The organism is Sphingobium sp. FW306-1B-F04DB, assembly GCF_058781925.1.
The window spans coordinates 356,765-374,920 of record NZ_JBYSXE010000001.1 but is presented as its reverse complement, the minus strand read 5'-3'; the positions used below and the strand labels follow the sequence as shown (position 1 = coordinate 374,920).

At 63.8% G+C, this 18,156-nt stretch carries 20 protein-coding genes; 13 read left to right on the top strand and 7 right to left on the bottom strand.

What is annotated here, in order from left to right; all coding sequences use genetic code 11:
* Positions 1 to 57: 57 nt before the first annotated feature.
* From AC3WJD_RS01745 to AC3WJD_RS01730, 4 genes are all read left to right on the top strand, one after another.
* On the top strand, positions 58 to 927 hold the full coding sequence (locus tag AC3WJD_RS01745) for a pirin family protein (RefSeq protein WP_492743939.1): 870 nt from the start codon (positions 58 to 60) through the stop codon (positions 925 to 927).
* A 144-nt stretch (positions 928 to 1,071) separates the two neighbouring features.
* Positions 1,072 to 1,713, top strand: a complete 642-nt coding sequence (locus tag AC3WJD_RS01740) for a hydrolase (protein WP_492743937.1) — start codon at positions 1,072 to 1,074, stop codon at positions 1,711 to 1,713.
* A gap of 3 nt (positions 1,714 to 1,716) precedes the next feature.
* Complete coding sequence (locus tag AC3WJD_RS01735) at positions 1,717 to 2,028, top strand: cysteine hydrolase family protein (RefSeq protein ID WP_492743935.1); 312 nt, start codon at positions 1,717 to 1,719, stop codon at positions 2,026 to 2,028.
* Positions 1,974 to 2,390 carry an isochorismatase family protein gene (locus tag AC3WJD_RS01730; protein WP_492744088.1) on the top strand — a complete coding sequence of 139 codons (417 nt, stop codon included), beginning with the start codon at positions 1,974 to 1,976 and terminating at the stop codon, positions 2,388 to 2,390. The genes AC3WJD_RS01735 and AC3WJD_RS01730 overlap by 55 nt, the downstream gene beginning before the upstream one ends.
* Before the next feature lie 52 nt (positions 2,391 to 2,442).
* Here AC3WJD_RS01730 and AC3WJD_RS01725 read toward each other — a convergent pair whose 3' ends face one another.
* A complete protein-coding gene (locus AC3WJD_RS01725; protein ID WP_492743933.1) occupies positions 2,443 to 3,264 on the bottom strand; it encodes a DUF2189 domain-containing protein in 822 nt (273 codons plus the stop codon).
* A gap of 177 nt (positions 3,265 to 3,441) precedes the next feature.
* Here AC3WJD_RS01725 and AC3WJD_RS01720 point away from each other — a divergent pair, with 177 nt between their 5' ends.
* Positions 3,442 to 4,470, top strand: a complete 1,029-nt coding sequence (locus AC3WJD_RS01720; protein WP_492743932.1) for an aspartate-semialdehyde dehydrogenase — start codon at positions 3,442 to 3,444, stop codon at positions 4,468 to 4,470.
* Between the two features lie 47 nt (positions 4,471 to 4,517).
* Here the strand turns inward: AC3WJD_RS01720 and AC3WJD_RS01715 are convergent, their stop codons facing one another.
* From AC3WJD_RS01715 to AC3WJD_RS01705, 3 genes are read right to left on the bottom strand one after another with little or no spacing between them, the layout of a single operon-like run.
* Complete coding sequence (locus tag AC3WJD_RS01715; RefSeq protein WP_492743930.1) at positions 4,518 to 6,068, bottom strand: DHA2 family efflux MFS transporter permease subunit; 1,551 nt, start codon at positions 6,066 to 6,068, stop codon at positions 4,518 to 4,520.
* Between the two features lie 16 nt (positions 6,069 to 6,084).
* Positions 6,085 to 7,164, bottom strand: coding sequence for an HlyD family secretion protein (locus AC3WJD_RS01710; protein ID WP_492743928.1), 1,080 nt, complete (start codon positions 7,162 to 7,164; stop codon positions 6,085 to 6,087).
* Positions 7,157 to 7,609, bottom strand: coding sequence for a MarR family winged helix-turn-helix transcriptional regulator (locus AC3WJD_RS01705; protein ID WP_492743926.1), 453 nt, complete (start codon positions 7,607 to 7,609; stop codon positions 7,157 to 7,159). The genes AC3WJD_RS01710 and AC3WJD_RS01705 overlap by 8 nt, the downstream gene beginning before the upstream one ends.
* 83 nt (positions 7,610 to 7,692) lie before the next feature.
* On the opposite strand from AC3WJD_RS01705, the gene AC3WJD_RS01700 reads away from it, so the two are divergent.
* The 5 genes from AC3WJD_RS01700 to AC3WJD_RS01680 all read left to right on the top strand — a co-directional run bounded on the left by AC3WJD_RS01700 (position 7,693) and on the right by AC3WJD_RS01680 (position 12,843).
* Positions 7,693 to 8,343 carry a DUF2238 domain-containing protein gene (locus AC3WJD_RS01700; protein WP_492743925.1) on the top strand — a complete coding sequence of 217 codons (651 nt, stop codon included), beginning with the start codon at positions 7,693 to 7,695 and terminating at the stop codon, positions 8,341 to 8,343.
* A 105-nt stretch (positions 8,344 to 8,448) separates the two neighbouring features.
* Entirely contained in the window at positions 8,449 to 8,895 is a 447-nt protein-coding gene (locus AC3WJD_RS01695) for a GFA family protein (RefSeq protein ID WP_492743924.1), read from the top strand.
* Positions 8,896 to 9,029: 134 nt separating this feature from the next.
* A complete protein-coding gene (locus AC3WJD_RS01690) occupies positions 9,030 to 9,722 on the top strand; it encodes an alpha/beta fold hydrolase (protein WP_492744086.1) in 693 nt (230 codons plus the stop codon).
* 67 nt (positions 9,723 to 9,789) lie between these two features.
* A complete protein-coding gene (locus AC3WJD_RS01685) occupies positions 9,790 to 11,619 on the top strand; it encodes a M2 family metallopeptidase (RefSeq protein WP_492743922.1) in 1,830 nt (609 codons plus the stop codon).
* A gap of 54 nt (positions 11,620 to 11,673) precedes the next feature.
* Positions 11,674 to 12,843: a GGDEF domain-containing protein gene (locus AC3WJD_RS01680; protein WP_492743920.1), complete on the top strand. Its 1,170-nt coding sequence runs from the start codon at positions 11,674 to 11,676 to the stop codon at positions 12,841 to 12,843.
* Here AC3WJD_RS01680 and AC3WJD_RS01675 read toward each other — a convergent pair.
* The 3 genes from AC3WJD_RS01675 to AC3WJD_RS01665 form a co-directional block, all read right to left on the bottom strand.
* Positions 12,840 to 14,282: an AMP nucleosidase gene (locus tag AC3WJD_RS01675; protein ID WP_492743919.1), complete on the bottom strand. Its 1,443-nt coding sequence runs from the start codon at positions 14,280 to 14,282 to the stop codon at positions 12,840 to 12,842. The two genes, AC3WJD_RS01680 and AC3WJD_RS01675, sit on opposite strands and share 4 nt — an antisense overlap.
* Positions 14,283 to 14,350: 68 nt before the next feature.
* Positions 14,351 to 14,638, bottom strand: a complete 288-nt coding sequence (locus tag AC3WJD_RS01670) for a hypothetical protein (protein WP_492743917.1) — start codon at positions 14,636 to 14,638, stop codon at positions 14,351 to 14,353.
* A 105-nt stretch (positions 14,639 to 14,743) separates the two neighbouring features.
* Entirely contained in the window at positions 14,744 to 15,226 is a 483-nt protein-coding gene (locus AC3WJD_RS01665) for a peroxiredoxin (protein WP_492743915.1), read from the bottom strand.
* 140 nt (positions 15,227 to 15,366) lie between these two features.
* On the opposite strand from AC3WJD_RS01665, the gene AC3WJD_RS01660 reads away from it, so the two are divergent.
* From AC3WJD_RS01660 to ahcY, 3 genes are all read left to right on the top strand, one after another.
* Positions 15,367 to 15,927: a YqgE/AlgH family protein gene (locus AC3WJD_RS01660; RefSeq protein ID WP_492743914.1), complete on the top strand. Its 561-nt coding sequence runs from the start codon at positions 15,367 to 15,369 to the stop codon at positions 15,925 to 15,927.
* 175 nt (positions 15,928 to 16,102) lie between these two features.
* Complete coding sequence (locus AC3WJD_RS01655; protein ID WP_492743912.1) at positions 16,103 to 16,561, top strand: hypothetical protein; 459 nt, start codon at positions 16,103 to 16,105, stop codon at positions 16,559 to 16,561.
* A gap of 119 nt (positions 16,562 to 16,680) precedes the next feature.
* Complete coding sequence (gene ahcY, locus AC3WJD_RS01650; protein WP_492743910.1) at positions 16,681 to 18,090, top strand: adenosylhomocysteinase; 1,410 nt, start codon at positions 16,681 to 16,683, stop codon at positions 18,088 to 18,090.
* Positions 18,091 to 18,156: the final 66 nt, after the last annotated feature.

Here is an 18,156-nt window from a genome sequence, read left to right as displayed (position 1 = left end):
TCTCAAACGCGATCGATCGACATTCCGATGTCGGTCGCGCCGCCCAGGAGATGTGAGATGAAGAAAGTTCTCGGCGTATATTCGAACCCCAACCAGCACTGGGTTGGCGACGGCTTTCCCGTCCGTTCGTTGTTCTCGTACAGCACGCTTGGGAGTCATGTGAGCCCCTTCCTGCTGCTCGACTATGCCGGCCCCGCCTGGTTCGACCCCGCGGACAAGCCGCGCGGTGTCGGCCAGCACCCGCATCGCGGCTTCGAGACCGTGACGATCGTCTATGACGGCGAGGTCGAGCACCGCGATTCGACGGGTGAGGGCGGGGTGATCGGTCCCGGCGACGTCCAGTGGATGACCGCTGCGGGCGGAATCCTGCACGAGGAGTTCCATTCGCAGGGCTTCACCAGAACGGGTGGCCCGTTCAGGATGGTCCAGCTCTGGGTCAATCTGCCCGCGAAGGACAAGATGGCCGAGCCCGGCTACCAGTCGATCCTGAGCGCGGACATTCCTTCGGTCGAGCTGCCCGACGGCGCAGGTCGCGTTCGCGTGATCGCGGGCGACTTTGAAGGCAGCAAGGGCCCGGCGCGTACGTTCACGCCGATCAATGTCTGGGACATGCGGCTCAACCGCGATGCCTCGGTAACGCTGGGCCTGCCCCGCGGGCATACCAGCGCGCTGGTCGTGCTCTCGGGCCATGTCACGGTGAACGGCACGCAAGCGGCTGGCGAGGCGGAGATGGTACTGCTCGATCGCGATGGCGACAGCGTCACGATCGATGCCGATGGCGATGCGGTGATCCTCGTCCTCACGGGCGAGCCGATAGACGAGCCCATCGTCGGCTACGGCCCGTTCGTGATGAACAGCGAGGCCGAGATCAAGGAGGCCATCGCCGACTTCAACAATGGCCGTTTCGGCCGGATGGCTGCGGCATAGCAATAATCGACCCCGGTTCGATCAATGCGAACCGGGGTCTCCCTTTTGTAGCGCACAGGGGCGGAAATGCTCGTCCTGGCCCGAACGGCGAAGCAGCCCGCGCTTCGCCGAACCCGGCGAGCGCCTGAAGGAAAGGAAATCAACATGACCAGCGAAGCCATCCGGGATCCGCTGAAAGACCATCTGCTGACGCCGCAGAATTCCGCGTTCATCATCATCGATTATCAACCGGTGCAGGTGAACTCGATCGCCTCGATGGACCGGCAGCTGCTGATCAACAACATCGTCGGCGCCTCGCGCGCAGCGGTCGCCTATGGCCTGCCGATCGTCCATTCGACGGTCAATGTCGAAACCGGCCTCAACAAGCCTCCCATCCCGCAGATCCGCAAGGCGCTCGAGGGGATCCCGACGATCGACCGCACCACTATTAACTCGTGGGAGGATGTCGAATTTCGCAGGGCCGTCGAGGCGACGGGCCGCAAGAAGCTCATCATGACAGCGCTGTGGACCGAGGCGTGCCTGACCTTTCCCGCGCTCGACGCGCTCGCGGAAGGCTATGAGGTCTATGTCGTCGTAGATGCGGTCGGTGGCACCTCGGTCGCCGCGCATGAGGCGGCGCTGCGTCGTATCGAGCAGGCCGGCGGCAAGATGATCAGCGTACCCCAGCTCTTCTGCGAGCTCCAGCGGGACTGGAAGCGCGGTGAAACCGTGCCCGCCTTCGTCGACCTGTTTATCCACACCGGTGGGACCGCCGGAATCCAGTTTTCATACGACAAGGAAGATTGAGCCATGACTGCCCCCGCAAACTTCAATGGCGCACGCCCCGTGATCGATCCCGATGACGCGGTAATGCTGCTGATCGATCACCAGAGCGGCCTGTTCCAGACCGTGGCCGACATGCCGATGCCCGTGCTGCGCAACCATGCGACCGCGCTGGCGAAGATGGCGCCGCTGACCAACATGCCCGTGATCACCACCGCCTCGGTGCCGCAGGGGCCCAATGGTCCGCTGATCCCCGAGATCCACGAGAACGCGCCGCACGCGCAATACGCAAGGGCGAGATCAACGCATGGGACAATCCCGATTTCGTCGCAGCGGTAAAGGCAACGGGTCGCAAGACGCTGATCATCGCGGGCACGATCACCAGCGTGTGCATGGCCTTCCCCGCGATCGCCGCGGTGCAGGAGGGCTACAAGGTTTTCGCGGTTGTGGATGCCTCGGGCACCTATTCGAAAATGGCCGAGGAGATCACGCTGGCGCGCGTGGTCCAGGCGGGCGTGGTGCCGATCGACACCGCCGCCGTCGCCTCAGAGCTGCAGAAGACCTGGCACCGCGACGACGCGCAGCAATGGGCAGAGGTCTATACGAAGATCTTCCCGCCCTATGCGCTGCTGATCGAGAGCTACATGAAGGCGCAGCAGGTTGCGAACGAGCACGAGCAACTCGATTCCGCGCGCGGATAGCGCTCGCACGAAGGGCCGGCCGGGCGCTTTCCCGGCCGGTCCCGACGCTCTGTCAGTGATGCGGCTGTGAGGGCAGGCCGCTACGATCGATCACGCGCGTGTAGAGGTGCCAGGTCGCATAGCCGAGGATCGGCAGGATCGCCGCCAGTCCGATGAACACCGGGATCGCGCCGATCACGAGCAGCGCCGCGACCATCAGGCCCCAGCGCATCATCGGCCCGAAGTTCTCGCGCACCGCCTGGATCGAGGTCCTCATCGCGACACCAGCATCGACGTCCTTGTCGACCAGCATCGGCAACGCGATCACGCTTACCGCCATTGCGACGAGCGCGAAGCCGAGCCCGATCAGATTGCCGATGATCATCATCGCCCAGCCTTTGGGCGTCGTGAAAAGCTGGGTGACGAAGGTGCCGATCGAGGTCGACGCCTCGGTGCCGAAGAACACCCCGTAGATGGCCGCGGCCGCGAAGACCCAGGCGATGAAGATCGCGATCAGGATCGCGGCGACGCCCATGATGCCGTCGAGCGCGTCGCTCTTGCGCACGTCGAAGAAATGCCGCCAGCGTGCATCGAGCCCGGCCTCGTGGCGTCGCGCCAGCTCATAGAACCCCGTGCAGGTAAGGGGGCCAAGCAGTGAAAGGCCCGCGGCAATGGGAAAAAGCAAGGGAAGCATGTCGTTGCCGAGCGCCCCGACAGCAGCGACGACGCCTATCAGCGGATAGATAAGACCCGCGAAGAACAGGTCGCCACGCTTCGCCATGAAGTCATTGTAGCCTTCGCGCATCGCCCAACGGAGATCATCCGTGCCGATCTTGCGGATTGGAATGTCGATGGGAGTTGCGGATGATCCACTTGCAGCACGCGTCACGGCCATGATCCATCTCCTTGGCTATGCGTCGAAATCTTCCCCGTCTCTGAGACTCGTGGCCGGCAACATAGCACAGCTTTTGATGCGCGTTGATGTTCTTTACTTGCGCAGGCTCGATCCGGGGGTGGACAAATGCTGCAGCCGCGCTATTTCCGCCAGCCTTACCGAATTGGAGTGTGTACGATGGGCTACCGGGTTGTGGTTGCCGGTGCGACCGGCAACGTCGGACGTGAAGTTCTCAACATCCTGGCGGAACGGCAGTTCCCGCTGGACGATATCGCGGTCCTCGCTTCTGCGCGGAGCCAGGGCGACGAGATCGATTTCGGTGAGACCGGACGAAAACTCAAGGTCCAGAACATCGAGCATTTCGATCCCAAGGGCTGGGATATGGCGATCTTCGCGATCGGCTCCGAGGCGACCAAGGTCCATGCGCCGCGCTTTGCGGCCGCGGGCTGCACGGTGATCGACAATTCGTCGCTCTTCCGCATGGATCCGGATGTGCCGCTGATCGTGCCCGAGGTGAACCCCGAGGCGATCGACGGCTATACCCGCAAGAACATCATCGCGAACCCCAATTGCTCGACCGCGCAGATGGTCGTCGCATTGAAGCCGCTGCATGACGCCGCCCGGATCAAGCGCGTCGTTGTCGCGACCTATCAGTCGGTCTCGGGCGCGGGCAAGGCGGGGATGGACGAACTGTTCGAGCAGAGCCGCAACATCTTCGTCGGCGACCAGGCCGAACCCAAGAAGTTCACCAAGCAGATCGCGTTCAACGTGATCCCGCACATCGACAGCTTCCTCGATGATGGTTCCACCAAGGAAGAGTGGAAGATGGTGGTCGAGACCAAGAAGATCCTCGATCCCAAGATCAAGGTTGTCGCCACCTGCGTCCGCGTGCCCGTCTTCGTCGGGCATTCGGAGGCGATCAACATCGAGTTCGAGGACGAGCTGTCGGCAAGCCAAGCGCAGAAGATCCTGCGCGAGGCGCCGGGCGTGATGCTAGTCGACAAGCGCGAGAACGGCGGATACGTCACCCCCGTCGAGTGCGTAGGCGACTATGCGACCTTCATCAGCCGCGTCCGCGATGACTCGACCGTCGAAAACGGCCTGTCGCTCTGGTGCGTGTCGGACAATCTTCGCAAGGGCGCGGCATTGAACGCGGTCCAGATCGCCGAGCTGCTTGGGCGGCGCCACCTGAAAAAGGCGGCCTGATCCGACGAACCTCGAAATGAAGAGCCCCGGTGCACGCCGGGGCTTTTTCATTCCATCACGATCTTCTCGACCGGCTTGCCCTTTGGGCGCCGTAGCAGGAAGACGAGCGGCAGCGAGGCAAGCGTCACAATCGCCATCAGGTAGAAGTCGTCGATATAGGCGATCATCATCGCCTGACGTGTCACCTCGGCATTCATCGCCGAAAGCGCGGTATCACCAGCGCTGCCCAGTATGCCCGCCAGCGATGGATCGATCGCACCCATGCTGAAGGGCGTGACGTTCCCCACAAGATCCTGATGGCTGACCTGCGTGTTGCGCGCGAGATAGGTCGTGACCATCGAGATTCCCGCCGACGAGCCGAGGCTGCGCAACAGGTTCAGCAGGCTTGCGCCGTCGGTGCGCCATTGCGCGCTGAGCGTGGCGAACGCCATGGCATTGAGGGGCATGAAGACGAGCCCCATGCCAAGGCCCTGGACGAAGCCGCTGAACACCACCGAATGCCAGCTCATCCCGAGCGACCAGTGCGCCATTTCCCACAGCGAATAGGCGCTGAGCATCAGGCCGGAGCCGATCAGCCAGCGCGGATCGACGCCGCGGCTCATGAGCTGTCCTCCGATCGCCATCATCAGCAACACACCCACGCCGCGTGGCGCGAGCAGCATGCCCGTGTCGATGACGGGATAGCCGAAAAGCTGCTGAAGCATCGGCGGCAGCAGTGCCATCGGCGCCATGGTGGTAATCCCGACGACGACCATGAAGAGCAGCGCGGTCACGAGGTTGCGGTTGACGAGCAGATGGCGGTCGAAGAGCGGTTTCCTGCCCGTCAGCAGATGGACCATGAACGTCCAGAAGGCAGCCAGCGCGATCCCCGCCTCGGCGATGATCTCCCAGCTCTGGAACCAGTCTTCCTGCTGTCCGCGGTCGAGCATCAGCTGGAAGCTGGCCAGCGCGATCGCGAGCAGTGAAAAACCGATCGCGTCGAACGAACGTGCGGTCCGCGGCCGTGACGGAAGCAGCGCCCAAAGCAGCGCGAAGGTCACGATGCCGACGGGCAGGTTGACGTAGAACACCCAGCGCCAGTTGTAGTTCTCGGTCAGCCAGCCGCCGAGCACGGGGCCCATGATAGGCCCGACCATCACGCCCATACCCCAGACCGACATTGCCTTGGCGTGACGCTCGGGCGGATTGATGTCGAGCATCACAGTTTGCGACAGCGGGCCGATAAAGGCCGCGGAAACGCCCTGGAAGACGCGGAAGATCACCATTTCCTCGAGACTCGTGGCGATCCCGCACAGCATCGAGGCAAGGATGAAGCCGCCAACCGCGGACAGGAACAGGTTGCGCGAGCCGAAGCGCTCCGAAAGCCAACCAGTGACAGGCGTGGCGATGGCCGCCGCGACGATATAGCTCGTCAGAACCCAGCTGACGGTGTCCATCGTCGCACCAAGGCTCGTCTGCATGTGCGGCAGTGCGACATTGGCGATCGTGGTGTCGAGGATCTGCATCACCATCGCCGCCATCACGCCGACGGTGAGCCAGCCGCGATGCTTCACGGGCATTGCGGCATGGCCGGGTGCTGCGCTCGCGGGCCCGCTCATTCAGCCAAAACCCGATCTAGCGGCCCGAGCCGCCCTTGGTATCAACGGTGACGTCGGCCGACAGTCCCGCGATCATCTCGCGCGCGGGCGCGCCGTCGATCGCGATGCGCACGGGAACGCGCTGCGTGACCTTGACCCAGTTTCCGGTCGCGTTCTGGGCCGGAAGCACCGAGAATTTGGAGCCGGTGCCGGCGCCTATGCTGGCAACATGACCCTTGATCTTCAGCTCGGGATAGGCATCGAGGCTGATCTCGGCGGGCTGACCGACCGTCACGTGATCGAGGTCGGTTTCCTTGTAATTGGCTTCGACCCACGCCTGATGGCTGACGACGAGGCTAAGGGCGGGAAGACCGCTGGGCGTGATGTTGCCCACCTGCAGGCGGTTGGTCTGGCTGATGATGCCGTTGCTCGGCGCGCGCACCACGGTGCGCTCGAGATCGAGCGCCGCCTTGGCGCGTTGGGCGAGCGCCGCCTGGATCGCTGCCGGCGTGCCCGAACCGGCTGAGCCACTGCCGATCTGCGCGCGTGCGCGTGCGGCGTCGGCCTGGCCGGTGGCGAGCTTGGCCCTGGCTGCCGCGAGCTGCTGGCGCGCGGCATCGAATGCGGTGCGCGTGGTGAAGCCGCGCTGCATCAACGCCGCCTGCCGGTCGTAATTCGCCTGCGCCAGCTGGATATCGGCGCGCGCGCTTTCGATGTCGGCGGCGGCCCCGCCCATGTCGGTCGACATGGTGCTGACCTGCACGCGCGCGGTGGCGAGTGCCGCGTCGGCCTGCGCCAGCGCGATGCGATAGGGCTCCGGATCGATCACGAACAGCACCTCGCCAGCCTTGACCCGCTGGTTTTCCTTCACGCGCACCTCGACGATGCGGCCCGATACATCAGGACTCACCGACACCATGTCCTGCTGCACATAGGCATTGTCAGTCGAGACGAAGCGGCCGCTGGTCAGCCAGAGATAACCACCGCCCGCCGCGATGAGCAGCGGCACCGACAGCATCAGCACGGGGCGCAGCCAGCGCCGGCTTGGCCTGTCGGTCGTCGCGGCGGCAACGGGGGTGGCGTTTTCGATCACGAGGGGTTCGCCGGAATCAGCCATTAGCCCGGGCTCCGTCACTTTCTGTATTCTTGCGGGAGAGGTTCTGGCGGACGCGTGCGAGCAGATCGATGAGCTCTGCCTGCTCGCGATCGTCCAGTCCTTCGAGCGCTTCGACGAAAAGCAGTTCGGCACACGCCTTCAACTGATCGAGCAGCGGCTTGGCCTTGTCGGTCAGGAAGAGTTGCCAGGCGCGGCGGTCATGGGGGTCAGCGCGGCGTTCGACGAGCGCGGCCTCCTGCAGCCTGTCGACCATGCGGCACAAGGTGATCGGCTCGACCTCGAGCAGTTCGGCGAGCCCGCCCTGATTGATGCCTTCGTGGCGAACGAGCGCGGTCAGCACGCGCCATTGGGGGCCCGTCACGCCGATCGAGCGCGCCCGGCCGTCGAAATTGCGGCGCATCAGCCGCGATGCGTCGGCCAGCAGGAATCCGATGGATTCGGTCATGTCACGCGTATAATAACGATGCTTATTATATGCAATGCTTCGGCCTTGCGGAGATCGCGGAAGCGCGTGCATGTCATGCAACCATGATCAAGTCCTTGATTCTCGACTGGTATGTACTGAGCTCGGCACAAGCGCGCGCGCTGCTCGCGCTGGGGTTGATGCTGGTGCTCGCGCAGATCGGACAGCCCTATCCCTCGACGGCATGGCTGCATCATGTGCCGACCGCGCTGCTCGTCATCACGGCCCCGAGCCTATTGCGGCGGTGGCCAATGTCAGATGGAGCGGTAGTCGCGCTCGCATTGTTCTTCGCGCTGCATACGCTGGGCGGGCGCTACACCTATTCCAACATTCCCTATGACAGCTGGACGCATGCACTCGTAGGACAGAGCATCAGCTCGGCCTTTGGCTGGGAGCGCAATCACTATGATCGGCTCGTCCATTTCGCTTTTGGCGCACTGTTCTACGCGCCCGTGCGCGAGGCTGTGCTGCGCTATTCGCGCGCGTCACGGCTGCTTGCGGCACTGTTCGCCTTTGGCTTCGTCCTCGCCGTGGGCGCGCTCTACGAAATTTTCGAAGGCATCCTGACGCTGATGGTCGATCCGGCGGTAGCCGACGACTATAACGGCCAGCAGGGCGATGTGTGGGATGCGCAAAAGGACATGGCGCTCGCCTTTCTCGGCGTTATCCTGGCTGCGATGTTCGTATGGTCAGGTGAAAGGAGGCGTCATGCTTGAAGCCGATCTCTTCCGGTCGTTTCGCAGCCCCTACAGCTATTTCGGGCAGGACCGGATCGATCTCGGGCTTTGGCGGATGGAGGCGGCGGGGCTGAAGGAGCGCGTATGAGCGCGATTTTGGGCGGATGCCAGTGCGGCGCGGTGCACTATGCCGTCGCTGACGGGCCGCTCTTCATCTATGCCTGCCATTGTCGCGAATGCCAAAAGCAGAGTGCGAGCGGATTCGGGTTGTCGCTGCCCGTTACCAACGAGCAGCTGACGGTGACGGGTGAGTTGGCCTTCTGGGAACGTGACACCGACAGCGGCTCACGGACGCGTTGCGCCTTTTGCCCGGCATGTGGCACGCGGATCTATCACCAGTCGGCAGGATCGCCCGACAGGGTGACGATCAAGGCGGGGTCGCTCGACGATACATCCTCTATTAGACCGATCGCGCATTTGTGGGTTTCGCGCAAACAGCCCTGGCTTGCACTCGATCCCGCGGTGCCCGCGCATGAAACCCAGCCCGACCGCCTGCGCGCCTGGCGTCGCGCCGTGATGCAAGGGGGCTAGCGATGCGGGCAGGGTAGCGCCTATGAAGCGCGATCTTTCCACCCGTACGGACAGTTCCCTTGGCCACCGCACCCGACAACTTCACCACGCACCGCTTCACCAGCTTCGACGGCACCGAACTCGCCTGGCACGAAATGGGCGAGGGCAGGCCGCTCGTTCTGATCCATGGCTATTTCTCCAACGCGATGACCAACTGGGTACGCTACGGCCATGCCCGGTTGATCGCCGATGCCGGCTTTCGCGTCATCATGCCCGATCTGCGCGCGCACGGCGAAAGCGCCAGGCCGCACGACGCCGCCGCCTATCCGCCCGATGTCCTCGCGCGCGACGGCTTTGCGCTGCTCGAGCATCTGGGGCTCAGCGACTATGACCTTGCGGGCTATTCGCTCGGCGGGCGCACGAGCGTGCGAATGCTCGTCCAGGGCGCGGCGCCGCGGCGAGCGGTGCTGTGCGGCATGGGACTCGACGGCATCCTCGATACGCAGGGCCGGGGCACCTATTTCCGCCGCGTGCTGACCAATCTGGGCAGCTTCGAGCGCGGCACCTCCGAATGGATGACCGAGGCATTCCTCAAGACGACCAAGGGCGATCCCGTGGCCTTGCTCCACATCCTTGATACCTTTGTCGACACGACGCGCGAGGAGCTTGCGGACGTCGATGTGCCCGCGCTCGTGATCACGGGCGTGGATGACGACGACAATGGTTCGGGCCAGGCGCTGGCAGAGGCGATCCCCGGCGCGGTCTTTCGCTCTATCCCCGGCAACCACATGAGCGCGGTGACGCGCCCCGAACTCGGGCAGGCGATACGCGGCTTCCTCAAGCCTTGACCCGTCATCGGGCGCGGTACAGTCTGCCCTCCATAGAAATCAGGGAATCCAAGAGGGGCCACAACCAATGAAGTCGATGATTTCGGCGATCGCGCTGACTGCGATGCTCGTCAGCGCGCCTTCCGTGTTTGCACAGAAAAATGACAAGCCCGCCAAGGCGCTGACCGCTGCAGACGCCGATGCGTTCGTCGCCGCGGCCGACAAGGAGCTGTTCGACTATACCGTCGAGGCCAGCCGCGTCGCCTGGGTCAACAACACCTATATCACCGAGGATACCGACGCGCTTGCCGCCAAGAGCGGCGCCGAAGGCACCGAAATGGCGGTCCGCCTCGCGCTCGAAGCGGCCAAGTACGAGAAGGTCTCGGGCCTCTCGGCCGATACGCGGCGCAAGCTCGATATCCTGCGCGGCGGCATCGTGCTGCCAGCACCGACCACGCCCGGCGCCGCGACCGAACTCAGCGATATCGCGACGCGACTCAACTCGACCTATGGCAAGGGCCGCGGCACGCTCGACGGCAAGGAGATCAACGGCTCTGACATCGAGGCCGCGATGGGCGAGATCCGCGATCCCGCCAAGTTGAAGGAGATGTGGACGAGCTGGCACGACAATGTCGGCGGCCCGATGCGCAAGGATTATGAGCGCATGGTCGCGATCGCCAACAAGGGCGCTCAGGAGCTTGGCTACAAGGATGTCGGCGCGATGTGGCGTTCGGGCTATGACATGCCCGCCGACGACTTCGCCAGGCTGACCGACCGGCTCTGGGGGCAGGTGAAGCCGCTCTATGACGAGCTCCACTGCTACACGCGCTCCAAGCTCAACGAGAAGTACGGCGATTCCGTACAGCCCAGGACCGGCCCCATCCGTGCCGACCTGCTCGGCAATATGTGGGCGCAGGAATGGGGCAATATCTACGATATCGTCGCGCCCAAGGGGGAGGGCGACGTCGGCTACGACATCGGCGACCTGCTCAAGAAGCGCGGCGACGATCCCGTGAAGATGGTGAAGATCGGCGAGGGCTTCTATAGCTCGCTCGGCTTCGCGCCGCTGCCAGACACCTTCTGGAAGCGCTCGATGATCGTGAAGCCGGCCGACCGCGAGGTCGTCTGTCACGCTTCGGCCTGGGATGTCGACAACAAGGACGATCTGCGCATCAAGATGTGCACCAAGGTGAATTCGGACGATTTCGTCACGATCCATCATGAACTGGGGCACAACTACTATCAGCGCGCCTACAACAAGCAGCCCTTCCTCTATCTCAACGGCGCCAATGACGGCTTCCACGAGGCGATCGGCGATTTCGTCGCGCTGTCGATCACGCCCGACTATCTCGTCAGCATCGGCCTGCTCGATCCCGCCAAGGTGCCTTCGGAGGACAAGGATCTGGGGCTGCTGCTGCGACAGGCGATGGATAAGGTCGCGTTCCTCCCCTTCGGCCTGCTGATCGACAAATGGCGCTGGGGCGTGTTCAACGGCACCATTCCCGCCAAATATTACAACAAGGCGTGGAGCGATCTCAGGCTGCAATATCAGGGCATCGTCCCGCCCGCCGAGCGCAGCGAAGCGAAGTTCGACCCCGGCGCGAAGTACCACATCCCCGGCAACACGCCCTATACGCGCTATTTCCTTGCGCGCATCCTCCAGTTCCAGTTCTACAAGGCCGCGTGCGAGCAGGTGGGATGGAAGGGGCCGCTCCATCGCTGTTCCTTCTACGACAACAAGGAAGTCGGCGCGAAGCTGAACGCGATGCTCGAAATGGGCGCGTCCAAACCGTGGCCCGAGGCGCTTCAGGCGTTCACCGGCAGCCGCGAAATGGATGGGTCGGCAATGCTCGACTATTTCAAGCCGCTGATGAGCTGGCTCCAGCAGCAGAACAAGGGCAAGCAATGCGGCTGGTAAGGCCCAGCTGATGATCGTTCGGGGGGAATATCATCGGAAAGCGGGGCGGGCTTCGTGACAACGCCGCTCGTCATCCTGTTCGTGTTGATCACGACCAGCGCCATGCTCTGCGTGGCGCTGACGCTTGCGTGGCTGCATTTCGGGCGACAGCCACATGCGCTGAGCTGGGCGCTCGCCTATGGCGGCGGTGCGCTGCAATGGGGGCTCAACGCGCTCACGCTGGTGCTATTTCCGGGCAATCCCTTGGTGATCGTCCTGAACACCGTCCTGATCCTGGCGACGAGTTCGTTCATCGCAATCGGCAGTCGTCAACGTGCCGGGTTACCTGCCCATGTCGGCCGTTTCGCGCTTGCCGTCGCGGCTACGGGCATCGTGCTGCTGATCGCGATGACGGTCATCCGGCATTTTGGCCTGCGCGTGATGATCGCCAATCTCTTCGTCGCCATAATGATCCCGATCGCCATCGCCGCAATCTGGCCGCGCGGCCGCAAGGCGCGCCCGCCTGAAATCGCCTTCGTGGTCATGCTGGTGATTTTCGGAGTCTTCCAGTTCGGGATTGCGATGCTGGGGCTGACGATCGGTGAGGAGGCGGACCAATACTGGATCGACCGCTATCGCATGGTGTTGGTTCTTGGCCTGCCGCCGATTCATATCGGCACCGGCATCGCGGCGCTGTTCCTGCTCGCGGGCGATCTCGCAGACAGCGTGCGGGCACTGGTGACGCGCGATCCGTTGACGGGAAGCCTCAATCGCCGCGGCGTCGAGCAGGCGGCGGTGGGCGCGATCGCCAATGCGCGCCGCCATGGCCGCCCGCTCACCGTGATCATAGCGGATATCGATCGCTTCAAGACGATCAATGATCGCTTCGGCCACACAGCGGGCGATCGCGCGCTGATCGCGTTTGCCGATCATGTCCACGCCTCCGTCCGCGAGGAGGACCTGCTCGGTCGTATGGGCGGTGATGAGTTCTGTCTCGTGCTGATCGACACGACCCCGGAAGACGCGGCCGCCGCGATCGAGCGTACGCGCCGCGAGGTCGAACAGATGCCGGTGGCGGGCTTGCCGGGGCTGAAGATGACCGCCAGCTTCGGCATCGCTGCCTTTTATCCGGGCGATGTCGGCTTTGGCGATATGCTGCACCGTGCCGATATCGCGCTGCTCGAGGCGAAGCTCGCAGGGCGCAACCGCATCACCGTCGCACCGCCGCCGGGCATCTCTGCTTAGCGAAACGGCGGTTCATTAAAGGCGCGCAGCTTGCGGCTGTGCAGCTTGGCGCCCTCGCGCCGCAGTTCGTTGCATGCCTCGATGCCGATGCGCATGTGTTCGCTGATCGCGCGCTCGTAGAAGCGGTTGGCCTGTCCGGGCAGTTTGAGTTCGCCATGGAGCGGCTTGTCGGACACGCACAGCAGCGTCCCATAGGGCACGCGGAAGCGATAGCCCTGGCCCGCGATCGTCGACGATTCCATGTCGATGCCGACCGCGCGCGACTGTGAGAAGCGGAGCGCGGACTTCGAGTAGCGCAATTCCCAGTTGCGATCGTCGGTGGTGACGATCGTGCCCGTCCGCAGCCTGCGCTTGAGCGTATCGGCACCTTCACCCGAGATCGTTTCGGCCGCGCGTGCCAGCGCCTGCTGGACCTCGGCGATCGGCGGGATAGGGATCTCGGGCGGCAGCATGTCGTCGAGCACATGGTCGTCGCGCAGATAGGCATGCGCGAGCACATAGTCGCCGATGCGCTGGCTGGGACGCAGCCCGCCGCAGTGCCCGATCATCAGCCATGCCTCGGGTCGCACCACCGCGAGATGATCGGTGATCGTCTTGGCGTTGGAGGGGCCGACGCCGATATTGACCACACTGATCCCCATGCGGCCGGGTGCCATCAGGTGATAGCCGGGCATCTGATGCTTGCGCCACGCGCTGTCCGCGATAACGCGCTCGGGATCGGCGGTCTCGGGCGTCACGAAAACGCCGCCCGCGCCCGACAGCGCGGTATAGGGCGTTTCGGGCCCGAGTTGCGTGCAGGCCCAGCTGACGAACTCGTCGACATAGCGGTGATAGTTGGTGAACAGGATGAATCGCTGGACATGCTCGGCGGGGGTGCCGGTATAGTGGCGCAGCCGCGCCAGCGAGAAATCGGTCCTGAGCGCGTCGAACAGCGCAAGCGGTCGTGCCTCGTCGGGCAGGCCGTTCCACACGCCGTCGGCGATCTCGTCGCCGATATGCGCCAGCTCGGTGGCGGGGAACCAGCGGCCGAGGTCGATCGCACTGATATCGTCGAGCGACAGCCCGTGCCCCGCCTCGAGCACATAAGGGAAGGGGATTTCCTGGCGGCCGGGAACCGCCTCGACTTCGACGTCGTAGTCCTCGATCAGCAGTTCGAGCTGCTCGACCAGATAGTCCGCGAAAAAGGCGGGGCGCGTCACGCTGATCGCGTAATCGCCCGGTGTCACAAGCCGTCCGAAAGAGCGGGGTGGCACATGGTTGTCCGCAGTGCCGCGATAGCGCAGCCGAATCTCGGGATAGGCAAAGGCGCCGTGGCTCCGTGTCCCCGGGTGCGGCCGCTCGCCCGAGCGGATGAAAGCGGTCAGCGCCGCGCGAAGGCGGTCCACCGATGCGTTGTACAGCGCGTCGAGTTCAGCGACGATCGATTGTGCCTTGGTCATCCAAAGCAACTATCCGAGCGTTTGTTACGCTGGCAAGCCCCTTCGCACCAACAGGCGCATTCATGCGCTCATTCGACGGGCAGCGCCTCGGGCAAGACGTCCGGGTCGATCGTTGCGAGTTCCGGTTCTTCCGAGTTCCTCCGCGCGGCAAGTCGCGTCGCGCCATAGGCGGTGGCGGCTACTGTCGCGACGACTCCGGCACCGATGGCGGCCGCCGCCCACGGATGTTCCTGTGCAGCATGAAGGGCGTTGTCGAGATAGGCGCGACCCTTCTCGCGCGCCTGTTCAAGCGTCGGACGCTGCTGCGCCGTTTCGCCTTCGAAGCTGATCACATGTTCGGGTGTGCTGATGACCATGATGCGTCTCCCGTTCAGAACTTCGTTCAACCAACGGAAGAAACAGGCTTTCGTTCCGACGTCCTGCGGCGGGGTGGCGCATGGGTACGCCACCCCGTAGCGACTTCAGAGCTGCCCGAGCATGTGTTCGGCCGAGCTCACCTTGTATTCGCCGGGCCCCTCGACATTTAGTTCTTCGACGACGCCGTCATTGACGATCATCGAAAAACGCTGGCCGCGCGTGCCCAGCCCGAACTTCGAGCCGTCCATTTCGAGCCCGACCGCCTTGGCGAAGCTGCCATTGCCATCGGCGAGCATGGTCACCTTGCCGTCCGCGCCATTGGCCTTGCTCCATGCGCCCATCACGAAGGCGTCGTTGACCGCGGTGCAGGCAATCACTTCGATTCCCTTGGCCTTGAGCTCATCGGCCTTTTCCACATAGCTGGGCAGGTGCTTGGCCGAGCAGGTCGGGGTGAAGGCGCCGGGCACCGAGAAGAGCGCGACCTTGCGTCCCTTGAAGAAGCTCGCGGTGTCGGCCGATTCGAGCCCGTCGGGTCCGGGGACCGTGAAGGTCGCCTCGGGAAGCGTGTCGCCCTGCTTGATCGTCATGCATCATTCTCCTTGGGATTGATCGGTTGCGCCGCGAGCGGCCGGACGCGCGGCATATAGGCCGTCCAGTCGGCGCCTGCCAGCGTTCGAACGCCGATGGGGCGGTTTTATCATCTGCGTGACACGCCTATATTACAGCGATGGATATGCCCCCCTATCTGACCGGTCAGCTGCTGCTGGCGTTCCCCGGAATCGGGGATCCGCGTTTCGAGCATGCCGTGATCGCGATGTGCGCGCACGATGACGCGGGCGCGCTGGGCATCGGCGTCGGCATGGTCGCGGACGGGATCGGTTTCCACGAATTGCTCCGTCAGTTCGATATCGATCCCGGTGTCGCGCCCGATTGCCCGATCCATCTGGGCGGCCCCGTCGAGCCGCAGCGCGGTTTCGTGCTCCACAGCCTCGATTGGGCGGGGCAGGACAGCATCCAGGTCGCCGATCGGTGGGGCCTGTCAGGCACGATCGACATCCTGCGTGCGATCGCCGAAGGCAAGGGCCCTTCGCAATGGATCGCCGCGCTCGGCTATGCGGGCTGGGCGCCCGGCCAGCTCGAGGACGAGCTGACCCGTCATGGCTGGTTCGTGACCCCGGGAAGCACCCGGCTACTGTTCGAGGTCCCCCCGGCGCAGCGCTGGGGACAGGCCTATGCCGATGCGGGCGTGGACAGCAGCCTGCTCGCGCCGATGGCGGGGCAGGCCTGACCACGCCAGGGTTTACCTTTCGTTTACCACGTTGATTTACCTCATTGCAGGCGAGCTGTGACAGGCTTGTAATCCTGCCCGCGCTCGCAATGCCGCGAAAATGCGCCGGGTCGCAGGACGCATGGGGGACGGCATGGTTCGGAAAGCCCTGGGATCAATTTGTTACGGATTAACAATGATTGCTCTTGCGGCACCGCTGCATGCGCAGGCGGCGGGGTGCTGGAGCGACAACTCGGTCGCCGCGGCCAAGGTCCGCGATCTCGAGACGATGCTGATGGTCTCTGCGCTGCGCTGTCGTCTGAAAGGGCAGGATTTCCTGCCGCAATACAACGCATTCGTTCGCGCCAGCCGGCCCGCGCTGGTCGACGTCAACGATCGGTTGCGGGGGCATTTCGCGGGGGTGGTGGGCCCGGCAGGTGCGCTCAACGCCTATGACAGCTACGTCACCGCAATCGCCAACAGCTATGGCGCAGGCGTCGAAGGCCTCGACTGCACCGACATGGAATCGATCCTTGGCGCAGCGCAGGCTGCGGGCCATTCGATCACGACACTTGAGGCGCTGGCCGAGCGTGCGCAGTCCAATCCGGCGTTGCCCGGCGGCCGCTGCAACCTGGTTATCGCGCGCGCGCCGTGAACATATAAAGAGATCTTTATATTTGCTTTCGGAGGCGGCCGGGGGTATTTGCCCCGCAATCGGCCGCCTTTTCTCATTGTTGTGCGGCCGCCATCGAATCAGCCGTCAGGAGAAATTTTGTGGCCACCGCACCCGTTGCCGACACCAACGATTACGTCATTCGCGACATCGCGCTCGCCGATTTCGGCCGCAAGGAGATCGAGATCGCCGAGACCGAGATGCCCGGCCTGATGGCGCTGCGCGAGGAATTCGGACCGGCACAGGCGCTGAAGGGCGCCCGCATCACCGGCTCGCTCCACATGACCATCCAGACTGCGGTGCTGATCGAGACGCTGACCGCGCTCGGTGCCGACGTCCGCTGGGCCTCGTGCAACATCTTCTCGACGCAGGACCACGCCGCCGCCGCGATCGCCGCGTCGGGCGTGCCCGTCTTCGCGGTGAAGGGCGAGAGCCTTGCCGAATATTGGGATTATGTCGGCCGTATCTTCGACTGGGGCGATGAGCCCTGCAACATGATCCTCGACGATGGCGGCGATGCCACGATGTTCGCGCTCTGGGGCGCGCGTATCGAGGCAGGCGAGGCGCTGCCCGAGCCCGAGAATGACGAGGAAGTCGAGTTCCAACGCGCGCTCAAGGCATTCATCGCCGCCAAGCCCGGCTATCTCACCGCCACCGTCAAGGCGATCAAGGGCGTTTCGGAAGAGACCACCACTGGCGTCCACCGCCTCTACGAACTCGCCAAGAAGGGTATGCTTCCCTTCCCGGCGATCAACGTCAACGACTCGGTCACAAAGTCGAAGTTCGACAACCTCTATGGCTGCAAGGAATCGCTCGTCGACGCGATCCGCCGCGGCACCGACGTCATGCTCGCGGGCAAGGTCGCCTGCGTCGCGGGCTTCGGCGATGTCGGCAAGGGTTCGGCCGCCTCGCTCCGCAACGGCGGCGCGCGCGTGCTCGTGACCGAGATCGATCCCATCTGTGCGCTCCAGGCCGCAATGGAAGGCTATGAGGTCGTGACGATGGAAGAGGCGACCAAGCGCGCCGACATCTTCGTGACCGCCACGGGCAACGCCGACGTCATCACCGCCGATCACATGAAAGCGATGAAGAACATGGCGATCGTCTGCAACATCGGCCACTTCGACAGCGAGATCCAGATCGCCGCGCTGTCGAACTACAAGTGGACCGAGATCAAGCCGCAGGTCGACGAGGTCGAGTTCCCCGATGGCAAGAAGATCATCGTGCTGTCGAAGGGCCGTCTCGTGAACCTGGGCAATGCGACGGGCCATCCGAGCTTCGTCATGTCGTCGTCCTTCACCAACCAGACGATCGCGCAGATAGAGCTGTGGACCAATTCGGACGCGTACAAGAACGAAGTCTATGTCCTCCCCAAGCACCTCGACGAGAAGGTCGCGATGCTCCATCTCGAAAAGCTCGGCGTGAAGCTGACCAAGCTTTCGAAGAAGCAGGCCGACTATATCGGCGTCTCGGTCGACGGTCCGTTCAAGCCGGACCATTACCGCTATTAAGCCAACCTATTGAAGCGGCCCTGTGGCGATCTTGCCACAGGGCCGTTTGTTTTGTTCCGACCCGAT

Excerpts from the sequence above, each read along its gene's own strand:
- AC3WJD_RS01660 (WP_492743914.1), top strand. The coding sequence starts at position 15,367 with ATGGATATGCCCCCCTATCTGACCGGTCAGCTGCTGCTGGCGTTCCCC.
- AC3WJD_RS01740 (WP_492743937.1), top strand. The coding sequence starts at position 1,072 with ATGACCAGCGAAGCCATCCGGGATCCGCTGAAAGACCATCTGCTGACG.
- AC3WJD_RS01695 (WP_492743924.1), top strand. The coding sequence starts at position 8,449 with ATGAGCGCGATTTTGGGCGGATGCCAGTGCGGCGCGGTGCACTATGCC.
- AC3WJD_RS01690 (WP_492744086.1), top strand. The coding sequence starts at position 9,030 with ATGGGCGAGGGCAGGCCGCTCGTTCTGATCCATGGCTATTTCTCCAAC.
- AC3WJD_RS01715 (WP_492743930.1), bottom strand. The coding sequence starts at position 6,068 with ATGAGCGGGCCCGCGAGCGCAGCACCCGGCCATGCCGCAATGCCCGTG.
- AC3WJD_RS01685 (WP_492743922.1), top strand. The coding sequence starts at position 9,790 with ATGAAGTCGATGATTTCGGCGATCGCGCTGACTGCGATGCTCGTCAGC.
- AC3WJD_RS01705 (WP_492743926.1), bottom strand. The coding sequence starts at position 7,609 with ATGACCGAATCCATCGGATTCCTGCTGGCCGACGCATCGCGGCTGATG.
- AC3WJD_RS01710 (WP_492743928.1), bottom strand. The coding sequence starts at position 7,164 with ATGGCTGATTCCGGCGAACCCCTCGTGATCGAAAACGCCACCCCCGTT.
- AC3WJD_RS01745 (WP_492743939.1), top strand. The coding sequence starts at position 58 with ATGAAGAAAGTTCTCGGCGTATATTCGAACCCCAACCAGCACTGGGTT.
- AC3WJD_RS01670 (WP_492743917.1), bottom strand. The coding sequence starts at position 14,638 with ATGGTCATCAGCACACCCGAACATGTGATCAGCTTCGAAGGCGAAACG.
- AC3WJD_RS01655 (WP_492743912.1), top strand. The coding sequence starts at position 16,103 with ATGATTGCTCTTGCGGCACCGCTGCATGCGCAGGCGGCGGGGTGCTGG.
- AC3WJD_RS01720 (WP_492743932.1), top strand. The coding sequence starts at position 3,442 with ATGGGCTACCGGGTTGTGGTTGCCGGTGCGACCGGCAACGTCGGACGT.
- AC3WJD_RS01675 (WP_492743919.1), bottom strand. The coding sequence starts at position 14,282 with ATGACCAAGGCACAATCGATCGTCGCTGAACTCGACGCGCTGTACAAC.
- AC3WJD_RS01725 (WP_492743933.1), bottom strand. The coding sequence starts at position 3,264 with ATGGCCGTGACGCGTGCTGCAAGTGGATCATCCGCAACTCCCATCGAC.
- AC3WJD_RS01735 (WP_492743935.1), top strand. The coding sequence starts at position 1,717 with ATGACTGCCCCCGCAAACTTCAATGGCGCACGCCCCGTGATCGATCCC.
- AC3WJD_RS01700 (WP_492743925.1), top strand. The coding sequence starts at position 7,693 with ATGATCAAGTCCTTGATTCTCGACTGGTATGTACTGAGCTCGGCACAA.
- AC3WJD_RS01665 (WP_492743915.1), bottom strand. The coding sequence starts at position 15,226 with ATGACGATCAAGCAGGGCGACACGCTTCCCGAGGCGACCTTCACGGTC.